Origin of the sequence: Streptomyces hainanensis (assembly GCF_004348415.1) — a bacterium.
Lineage (GTDB): Bacteria > Actinomycetota > Actinomycetes > Streptomycetales > Streptomycetaceae > Streptomyces > Streptomyces hainanensis.
In genome coordinates, this window is the sequence record NZ_SMKI01000338.1 from 1 (window position 1) to 8,660 (window position 8,660).

Sequence of the window (8,660 nt, forward strand, 5' to 3'; positions counted from 1 at the left end):
ACTCTGCTCGGCTGACCGGCCGGGGTGGGGCCGGCCGGTCAGCCGAGCAGAGTGGTCACCTCGGCGCTCTCCGGCGCCGTGATGTCACCGAGCCGGGCGCGTGCCGCCCGCCACGCGGAGCGCGCCCCGCGCTCGTCGCCCTGACGGCGGCGGGCGCGGCCCAGCAGGAGCAGGACGCGGCCGTGCACCAGGCGTTGCCCGGAGCGGCGGCAGAACTCCAGTGCCCTGGCGCAGTGTCCGACGGCCCGCTCGACGTCGCCGAGGCCGAGGTGGAGGGCGGCGAGCAGCGCGTGCGCCTTGCCGAGCGCGAGGCGGTTCCGCTCGCGGGCCAGCGCCAGGGCCGCCGTCGCGTGGTCGAGGCCGGTGCGGTGGGCGCCACGGAGCAGCGCGGCCTCGGCCAGGCCGAGGAGCGTCTCGGAGCGGCCGGCGGCGTACTCGGTTCGCTCGGTGATCTCCAGGGCGGCGGCGAGCCGCGACTCCCCGCGGTCCGCCTCGCCCTCGCGCAGCAGGGCGACGCCGATCCCGGTCAGGCAGTCGGCCTCGCAGTTGCGGTTCTCGACCTCCCCGGCGATCTCCAGGGCCCGGGTGAAGGCGGCGATCGCCGCCCGGTGCCGGCCCGCGTCGAGATGGACCCGGCCGGCGGTCTCCTCGACGACGGCCTCGGCGTAGCGGGAGCCGGTGTCGGTGGCCGTGGCGCGGGCCCGGTCGAGCAACCGCAGGGCCTCGTCGAACGCGCCCTGTTCCTGCCTGACCAGGCTGCGGTTGACCAGGACGAGCGCGGCGACGGTGGAGTTCGCGGCGTCGAGCAGCGGCCACAGGGCGCGCAACGCCTCGTCGGCCGCGGCCAGTTGCCCGAGGGCCAGCCGGGCGGAGGCGAGGTTCATCAGGCAGGTCAGTTCGCCCCGGGAGTCGTCGAGCCGCCGGTGGATGTCGAGGGCCCGCTGGTACTGCCGGACGGCGTGCCCGACCCGGCCGAGTTGTTTGGCGACGACGGCGGCGCCGATCAGCGCGGAGGCCTCGCCCCACGGCCAGTCGGCTCGGCGGGCCAGCTCCCCGGCCCGCCCGAAGTGCCGGCCGGCGGTCCGCAGGTCGGTCATCCGCCAGTGGATGTTGCCCAGGTTGAGATGGGTGACGGCCGACCAGCGCGGGTCGCCGACGCGGCCGGCGGCCGCCAGGCCGAGCTCCGAGAGGCGGAGCGACTCGGAGGGCGGCCTGAGCATCAGGAAGGGGTGGGCGACGGCCACCAGCGGCCCGACGGTCTCGTGCGGGCCGTGGACGGCGGCCCGTTCCATGGCGGCGGCCATGTTGTCCCACTCCGCGTCGACCCAGCCGGCGGCGGCCGCGCGGTCGGGGAACGTCTCGGGCGACACTCCGGGCGCGGCCGGCTCCTCGGGGGGCAGCAGGACGTTGGCCCGGTGGGCCCGCGCGGCGGCGAAGACCGAGTGCAGGTAGTAGTCGAGGAGCCGCGCGCCGGCCCGCCGGGGCTCGCCCGGATCCTCGGCCTCGTCGGCGAGTTGGCCGGCGTACTCGCGCAGCAGGTCGTGCAGCGCGTACCGGCCACCGCCGGTCTCGGTGGCGAGGTGCACGCGGGTGACGGCCGCCAGGGCGCGCTCGGCGGCCGGCCGCGCCACGCCGGCCAGCGCGGCGGCGGCGGAGAGCGTGACGTCGGTGCCCGGGGCGTGGCCGAGCAGCCGGAACATGTCGCGGGCCTCGGTCGGCAGCGCGGCGTAGGAGAGGTCGAGGGCGGCGCGCACCACGGTGCGTTCGTCGTCGTCCACCCGCAGCCCGGTGAGCGGGCCACGGGCGACGAGGTCGGCGACGTGCTCGGCGACGCCGCGGAGCGGCTGGTCGGCGAGCCGGGCGCCGGCGACGCAGAGCGCGAGCGGCAGGTGGCCGCAGATGTCGGCGAGGCGGGCCATCGCCGCGGGCTCCGCGGCGGCCGGCTCGGCGCCGGCCCGGTGCGCGATCAGCGCCACCGCGTCCCGCCGTCCCATCGTCTCGACGGTGTGGCGGCGGGCGCCGTCGACGGCGACCAGGCCGCCGAGCCGGTGCCGGCTGGTGACCAGCAGCAGGCAGCTCGGCTCGCCGGGGACGAGGGGCCGCACCTGGCCGGGATCGGCCACGTTGTCCAGCACGATCAGCACCCGGCGGCCGGCGAGCAGCGTGCGGTAGCGGGCGGTCTGGTCGTCCTCGTGGGCCGGCACCCGCTCGGCCGGGCAGCCGAGCGCGACCAGCAGCCGGGGCAGCGCCTCGGCCGCCGACATGGCCGGGCCGGGCGCGAAGCCCCGCATGTCGAGGAAGAGTTGGCCGTCCGGGAAGAGATGGGCGGCCCGGTGTGCCGCGTGCACCACGAGGGCGGTCTTGCCGACGCCGGCCGGGCCGACCAGCAGCCCGACGCCGCCCCCGTGCAGCCCGGCCAGCCAGCCGATCTCCCGCTCGCGGCCGACGAACCGGTCGACGTCCCTGGGGAGTTGGCGGGGCACCGGCGGCCTGGCGGGCGGTGCCTGGTCGGCCGGGCCGGCGTCCTCCTCCCCGCCGGCGGTGATCCGCCGGTGCAGCTCGCGCAGCTCGGGGCCCGGTGCGGTGGCGAGTTCGGCGGCCAGCCGGTCCCGGAAGTCGCGGTACACGCGTAACGCCTCGGACCGCCGCCCGCTCCGCCACAGGCTCGACACCAGCCGCTCGCAGAGCCGCTCGCGCAGCGGGTCCTCGGCCAGCGCGCGGCTCAACTCGGCGGCGGCCCACTCGTGGTTGCCCAACGCGATCAGGGCGTCCGCGCGGTGCTCGACGGCCTGCCGTCGCCGTTCGGCGAGCGCGGTGGCCTCGGCCGCGGCGAAGGCGCCCGTGACGTCGGCGAGCGGCGCGCCCCGCCAGAGGCCGAGGGCCCGGTCGTACAGCTCGAACGCCTTCTCCGCGTCGCCGGCCGCCGCGGCGCTCGCGGCCCGCCCGGTGAGGTCGTCGAACGCCTGGGCGTCGGTCTGCCCCGGCAGCACCCGCAGCAGATAGCCGGGCGGCCTGGTGACGATCAGTCCTTCCGGGCCGCCCGCCCGGCGCACCTCGGAGACGAGCGCCCTGATCCGGGCGGCGGGGGCGGCCGGTTGGCGCTCGCCCCAGAGCGCGTCGGCCAGCCGGTCGACGGAGACGACCCGGTTGGCGTCGAGCAGCAGCACGGCGAGCAGCTCGCGCTGGCGGGCCGTCAGCGGGGCGCGGTGACCGCCCACGCTCAGCTCCAGCGGGCCGAGCAGCAGGAATTCGACGTCGGCCGGCGGCATGGCGGCCATGCTAGGCCCTGACCGGGCGATCCGCTTCGGGCCCCCGACTCCGCCCCAGCACTCCCTGCCGGCCCCCCGCCCGGGCCGCCAGACCCGGGGGAAGCCGGGGGCTGACCCGTCAGGACCGCCAGGACGGGCCCCGGTCGCGCCGTCCCGAGCACCGCGCGGCGGCCGGCACGCGACCTTCGTGCCCCCGTGCCCTGGTCCGTGCGCTCTGACGCGATACGCCCGGCGTGAGAGGGTCGCATCCGGTTCGGGCATTGCTCGCGCCCCCAGCGGGCATCAGCACCGACGGACCCACACCCAGGGGTCCCAGGGCATCGACACCGCGGCAGGTCAGCCTCGTCGACAGCGTCGTCACGGGGGCGTGGTCCGCGCCGACCGACCGCCCCGCGGGCGTCGGATCCCGCCGCTCACACGCACCGACCCCTCACCAGGAGGACACGTGCTTCAGCGCCGACCGCATCGCGACCCATCCGACGTCGTCATCATCGGCGCGGGCCCCGCCGGGCTCGCCGCCGCGTACCACCTGAGCACCGCAGGACTCACCGTGACCGTCCTGGAAGCGGCCGACCACGTCGGCGGGCGCATGGCCACCGAGGAACTCGACGGCTTCCGCCTCGACCGCGCCGCCCACCTCGCCCTGCCCGGCTACCCCGCCCGGGCCCAGCTTCCGGGGCCGCTGCCGACCCGCCGGCTGACCGGCGGCATCGTGCTCAGGGGCACGACCCACCAACACCGGGTCGGGGAGGCCGCCGACCACCCGGCCGCCGGTTCCGGCGGCCGCTCGCTGACCTCCGCGTTCGACCAGATCTGGCTGCGGGCCAACCTGGCCAGGCTCGGCCGGCTGCCGGACGCCAGGCTGCGGGCCCGCCCCGAGCTGACGGCGGCCGCCGCACTGGGCAGCCGCGGCATACCGGCGCGGATAGCCGAGGGCGCGCTGCGCCCGCTGCTCGCCGCGCTGTTGCACGATCCCGAGCTGGCCACGTCCAGCCGGCTCGGCGACCAGGCCCTGCGGGCCTTCGCGCGCCGCGGCCTCGGCCTGCCGGTGGGCGGCGCTTCGGCGCTGCCCGAGCTGCTGGCCGGGGCGCTGCCCGACGGCTCGGTGGTGACCGGGGTGCGGGCCGTCTCGGTGTCCACGACGGCCGTGGAGACCAGAGCGCACGGCACGTTCCGCTGCCGGGCGGTGGTGCTGGCCACCGGCGCGACCGAGGCCGCCAGGCTGCTGCCGGGACTGCGGGTGCCGGCGTTCCGCCCGGTGACGGTGCTGCACCACGCGGCGCCCGCCGCCTCGCCTGCCGGCCCCGCGCTGATCGTGGACGCGGCGGCGCGCGGCCCGGTCTCGCACACCGTGGACGCCTCGGCCGTCGACCCGTCGCGGGCGCCGGCCGGCCGGACGCTGATCACCTCCGTGGTCCTCGGGCCGCCGGCGGCCGAGTCGCCCGAGCTGCTGGACAAGGCGGCCAGGGCGCAGCTCGGCGAGCTGCACGGGGTGCCGGCGGACGACTGGCGGTTGCTGACCGTGCGGCACGATCCGCGGGCGGTCCCGGTGTTCGAACCGCCCTACCCGGGTGCCAGGTCGGCCCGGCTGCTCGACGGCCTCTACGTCTGCGGCGACCACCGCGACCTGCCTGGCCCGACCGGCGACCTCGCCTCCGCCGCCCGCGCGGCGGCCGCGCTGCTGACCGACATCGGCATGGCCCCCGCGCCCCCGACGGTCGCCGCCGAGGCGGTCTGACCCCCGACGGTGGCGGCCCGTCGGCCGCCACCGCACCGCGCCGCCCGGGCGGCCGTCAGCCGGCCGTGTGCGTGAGGACGGCGGCGGCCAGTTCGTCGTGGACCTCGGGGGGCAGCGTGTGTCCCATGCCCGCCACGATCATCAGCCGGGCACCCGGGATCTGTTCCGCGATGAGCGCGCCGTGGCCCGGCTTGGCCGGCTCGTGGCCGCCCTCGACGACCAGGGTGCGCGCCGTCACCCGGTGCAGCACGTCCACCGGCTCGAAGTCCGGCCCGGCCGCCGCGGCCAGCCGGTGGTTGGCCACCGCCGACAGGTCACGGGCCCGGTCGTGGATCCGTTCCTGAAGCCGACGCGCCGCGTCCTCGTCGAACGGCAACCCGGTGCCGTGCAGCAGCCGCTGCTCGGCGATCATGCCGTCGATCCTGGCCCGCCGGTCCGCCGGCGGCGGCGCGGCCAGCAGCGCGCGGTAGAACGCCACGAACTCCGGCGCCGGTTCCGGCAGGCTCCCCTCGGGCTGCGGCTGCCCCGTGAGGGCCCGCATGATCACCCGGCCCTCGCCGCCGCCGAGCGGCGAGGAGCCGATGACGGTCAGCGACAGCACCCGCTCGGGGCGCTCCACCGCGACGTACTGGCCGAGCAGCCCGCCCGCCGAGTGGCAGACCAGGTGCGCGGCGGCCAGACCGTGGGCGTCCAGCACCCGGTACACGTCGTCCTTGATGTCGTCCCACGTGTACGGGTCCGCCGCGAAGTCGACGGTCTCCGACCTGCCGGTGTCCCGGTGGTCGTAGCGGATCACCCGGCGGCCGCCGGCGACGAGCCGCCCGACGAACTCGTCCGGCCACAGGACGCCCTGCGACATCGACCCCATGACCAGCAGGATCGGCGCGTCCGTCACGGCGCCGAACTCCTCGCTCCAGATCTTCACTTCACTCATGGCTCAGAGCCTGCCGGGTTCCGCCCCTGGCGGCTTCCGTAGAACCACCAGTCGCGCCAGTTCCGTACGGGAGCCGATGCCGAGCTTCGGATAGATCTTGTACAGGTGGTACTCGACGGTGCGCGGGCTCAGGAAGAGCCGGGCGGCGATCTCCCGGCTCGACAGGCCGTCGGCGACCAGTCCCGCGATCCGCAGCTCCTGCGGGGTCAGCGCGTCGAGCACGGCGGCCGCCGGGGCAGGGCCACTCTCGCCCGCCGCCCGCAGCTCCTCCCGCGCGCGCCTCGACCACGGCCGGGCACCTGCCCGCTCGAACGTCTCCCACGCCGTCCGCAGATGCGCCCGCGCCTCGCCGGGACGCTGCGCGCGGCGCAGCCGCTCCCCCAGCAGCAGCGCCGTCCTGGCCGCCTCGAACGGGTTGGTGTGCAGCCGCAGCGCCTCGCCGAGGGCCTCGTCTGACGATTCGGCGAGGCCACGGCAACGGGCCAGCAGGGCCCGCGACTCGGGCGTCGCGGCGTGCGCCGACCACCGCAGGTACGCGTCGAGCGCCGCCCGCGCGGCCGCCTCGTCGCCCGCGCCCACGGCGGCCTCGATCCGGTCGGGCGTCGACCGCCACACCACGGTGGGATGGCCGGCGCCCGGGCCCGCCGCGGCGACGGCGGTGAACCGGTCGTGCGCCGCGGCGTGCCGCCCCAGGCACAGGTCGAGCATCGCCAGCGCGTAGGCGGCGGTCCCCGCGCGCAGGCCCACCCGGTGCGGCACGGCGATGGCCAGCGCCTCGCGGGCCCACCGCGCGCAGTCCTCCTCGTCGCCGCGCAGGGCCGCGAGCACCGCCAGATTGGCCAGGTGGGCGGCCTCCGTGTTCCGGTACCCGGCCTCGCGGGCCAGCTCCAGGCCCTCGTCGGAGACGGCCCGGCTGTTCGCCAGCCGGCCGGCGATGCGCTCGGCCGTCGCCACGAACTCCAGCACGACCGGCAGTTGCCCGGCCATGCCGGACACCCTGGCCACCCGGCCGGCCCGGTCGACCAGCTCGGTCGCCAGGTCCGACTCGCCCAGGTAGCTGGCCGCGGCCGTCGCCCACAGGTACTCCGCCGCGTGCCGCAGCTCGCCGACCCGGGCCAGCGCCCGCCGCAGCAGTCCCGGGCCGGCGGCGTCGCCGTCCAGCACCAGGCCGATCCCGGCGACGGTGTCCCGCAGGAACCCCTCGGGGTGCGCCGCCGCCCGCCGGCCGAGCGCGACGATGGCCGCCGCGTCGCCGACGTACGAGGCGGCCTCGGCGGCGTCGGCCAGCGTGTCGAGGTCGTCGCCCGCCGCGAGGATCCGCACGGCCTCGGCGGCGTTGCCGGAGTTCAGCTCGAACCGGCCGCGGAGCCGGGCGATCCGCTGGGCGAGGTCGGCGTCCCCGCCGGCCAGGTCGCGGGCCTCGGCCAGCAGCGACTCCGCCCTTCCCGGGCGGCCGCCGAGCCAGGCCGCGACGGCGGCGTCCGTCAGCCGGACGGCGCGGGCCCGCGGCTCGGGGGTCAGCTCGGCGGCCCTGGCCAGGGCGGTGGCGGCGGTGCCGTACCCGCCGCGGTCCCGCGCCCGCTCCGCGGCGGCCGCCAACTCGGCGGCGACCCGCTCGTCCTGGCCGGTGGCGGCCCCGGCCAGGTGCCAGGCGCGGCTGTCCCCCTCGGTCAGCTCCGCGAGCCCGGCGTGCGCCCGGCGGACGTCAGCGGGGGCGGCCGCCTCGTGCACCGCCGAGCGGACGAGCGGGTGGCGGAAACGCACGCGCGTGCCGGCGAGTTCGGCCAGCCCCGAGTCCTCGAGTTCGGCCAGCGCGCCGCGCCACTCCCCCACCGCGGGCAGCACCGGGTCGAGGTCGGTCGCCACGGCGGCGACCAGGGCGAGCCGCCGGGCGGCGGGCGACAGCGCCGCCACCCGTTCGCCGAAGAGCCGGGCGCCACCGGGCAGCGGGTCGGGCAGCGGCTCACGGCCGGCGAGCTGCCCGGGGCTGAGGAGGGCCGCGATCTCGCCGAGCGCCAACGGGTTGGCACGGGTCAGCGCGACGAGCTCCCGCGCCACCCCGGGGGCCACGTCGTGGCGGGCCGCCAGCAGCTCGGCCGCGGCGGCCCCGGGCAGCCCGGGCACGTCCACCGTCGACGTGACGCCCCTGACCGGCGCGTCCCCGCGGACGGCGAACAGCATCGCGATCCGCTCCGTCGCCAGCCGCCTGGCGGCGAACAACAGCGCGTCGGCCGAGGCCGGATCGACCCACTGGAGGTCGTCGACCACGCAGATCAGCCCGTCGGGCGCGGCGGCCTCGGCCAGCAGCGACAGCACGCCGGCGCCCAGCAGATACCGGTCGCCCCGCCCGCCCGCGGTGAGCCCCAGGGCCGCCCGCACCGCCTCGCACTGCGGCTCCGGCAGCGCGTCGAGCGAACCGGCCACCGGCCACAGCATCTGGTGCAGCGCCGCGAACGCCAGGTCGGACTCGGGCTCGACGCCGGTGGTGCGCAGCACCCGCATCGTGCCGCCGCGCGCGGTCGCGGCGTCGAGCAGCGCGGTCTTGCCCGCGCCGGCCTCCCCCCGCAACACCACGGCGCCACCGAAGCCGTCGCGGGCCCGCGCGATCACCGCGTCGAGCGCGCCGATTTCCGCCGATCTGCCGTAGAGCACGACGCCCCACTCTAAGCGCTCCGCGGCCGGCACCACGCGGGCCCGTCGTGGCCGCCCGCCCCTGGGC

At 78.0% G+C, this 8,660-nt stretch carries 4 protein-coding genes; 1 reads left to right on the plus strand and 3 read right to left on the minus strand.

Going from position 1 to position 8,660, the window contains the following annotated elements; translation table 11 throughout:
- Positions 1 to 38 precede the first annotated feature (38 nt).
- Positions 39 to 3,269, minus strand: a complete 3,231-nt coding sequence (locus E1283_RS25980; RefSeq protein WP_165956243.1) for an AfsR/SARP family transcriptional regulator — start codon at positions 3,267 to 3,269, stop codon at positions 39 to 41.
- Positions 3,270 to 3,714: 445 nt separating this feature from the next.
- Between E1283_RS25980 and E1283_RS25985 the strand changes: the two genes are divergently transcribed.
- Complete coding sequence (locus E1283_RS25985) at positions 3,715 to 5,007, plus strand: FAD-dependent oxidoreductase (RefSeq protein WP_243745108.1); 1,293 nt, start codon at positions 3,715 to 3,717, stop codon at positions 5,005 to 5,007.
- Positions 5,008 to 5,062: 55 nt separating this feature from the next.
- Here E1283_RS25985 and E1283_RS25990 read toward each other — a convergent pair whose 3' ends face one another.
- Both E1283_RS25990 and E1283_RS39515 read right to left on the minus strand, forming a co-directional pair.
- On the minus strand, positions 5,063 to 5,941 hold the full coding sequence (locus E1283_RS25990) for an alpha/beta fold hydrolase (protein ID WP_132820585.1): 879 nt from the start codon (positions 5,939 to 5,941) through the stop codon (positions 5,063 to 5,065).
- A 3-nt stretch (positions 5,942 to 5,944) separates the two neighbouring features.
- Positions 5,945 to 8,593, minus strand: coding sequence for an AAA family ATPase (locus E1283_RS39515; RefSeq protein WP_132820586.1), 2,649 nt, complete (start codon positions 8,591 to 8,593; stop codon positions 5,945 to 5,947).
- Positions 8,594 to 8,660 lie beyond the last annotated feature (67 nt).